This window comes from Vibrio sp. 10N.261.52.A1, from assembly GCF_002876325.1.
GTDB lineage: Bacteria > Pseudomonadota > Gammaproteobacteria > Enterobacterales > Vibrionaceae > Vibrio > Vibrio chagasii.
The window spans coordinates 1-1,308 of sequence record NZ_MCYD01001362.1 but is presented as its reverse complement, the minus strand read 5'-3'; the positions used below and the strand labels follow the sequence as shown (position 1 = coordinate 1,308).

1 protein-coding gene is annotated in these 1,308 nt (G+C 46.1%); it reads left to right on the top strand.

What is annotated here, in order from left to right; genetic code table 11:
* Positions 1-1,205 (top strand): asparagine synthase B (gene asnB / locus BCT81_RS27780; RefSeq protein WP_102426537.1); only part of this gene is annotated, 1,205 nt, incomplete at its 5' end.
* Positions 1,206-1,308 lie beyond the last annotated feature (103 nt).

The following is a 1,308-nucleotide window of genomic DNA, read 5'->3' as shown; positions in this document are numbered from 1 at the left end:
ACTATGTTGCTTCTGAAATGAAAGCTCTGGTTCCTGTATGTAAGACCATCAGCGAGTTCCCTCCAGGTAGCTTCTACTCTTCGAAAGATGCAGAGCCACAACGTTACTATATTCGTGATTGGAACGAATACGCTGCAGTACAAGGCAACAGCACAAGCAAAGAAGATCTAACGGAAGCACTAGAAGCAGCGGTGAAGCGTCAACTAATGACTGACGTACCTTACGGTGTACTTCTTTCTGGTGGTTTAGATTCATCTATCACTTCAGCAGTCGCTAAACGCTTTGCGGCAATGCGTATTGAAGATGACGAACAGTCTGAAGCTTGGTGGCCACAACTGCATTCATTTGCGGTTGGCCTAGAAGGTGCTCCTGATCTTATCGCTGCTCGTGAAGTGGCAGACAAGATTGGTACCGTACACCACGAGATGACATACACCATTCAAGAAGGTCTGGATGCAATCCGTGATGTTATCTACCACATCGAGACCTACGACGTAACGACAATTCGCGCGTCTACGCCAATGTACCTACTTGCTCGTAAGATCAAAGCAATGGGTATCAAAATGGTACTGTCTGGTGAAGGTGCTGATGAGATCTTTGGCGGTTACTTGTACTTCCACAAAGCGCCAAACGCAAAAGAGTTCCATGAAGAAACAGTACGTAAGTTGCTGGCTCTAAACATGTTTGACTGTGCTCGTGCGAACAAATCACTAGCAGCATGGGGCGTAGAAGGCCGCGTACCATTCTTGGACAAAGAGTTCATCGATGTAGCAATGCGCTTAAACCCAGAAGACAAAATGTGTGGCAACGGTAAGATGGAGAAACACATCCTACGTGAGTGTTTCGAAGATTATCTACCAGACTCAATTGCATGGCGTCAAAAAGAGCAATTCTCTGATGGGGTTGGTTACGACTGGATCGATACGTTGAAAGCTACCGCTGAAGCGAAAGTAACGGACAAGCAAATGGAAACTGCGCAGTTCCGCTTCCCATACAACACGCCAACGACTAAAGAAGGCTACGCTTACCGCGAAATCTTTGAAGAGTTGTTCCCGCTAGAATCTGCAGCAGAGTGTGTACCAGGTGGTCCATCTGTCGCTTGTTCATCAGCAAAAGCTATCGAATGGGATGAGTCGTTCCAAAACTGTGTTGACCCATCAGGCCGTGCAGTACAAGCCGTTCACAACGATGCTTACAACGCTTAAGGCGATTGGTAAATTCTAAGTACTAAAAAAGGCGCATCATGCGCCTTTTTATTTTTAAGCCGATTTTTTTATTGTTGCATTTATGCGTGAGCTTGTAGTGCTG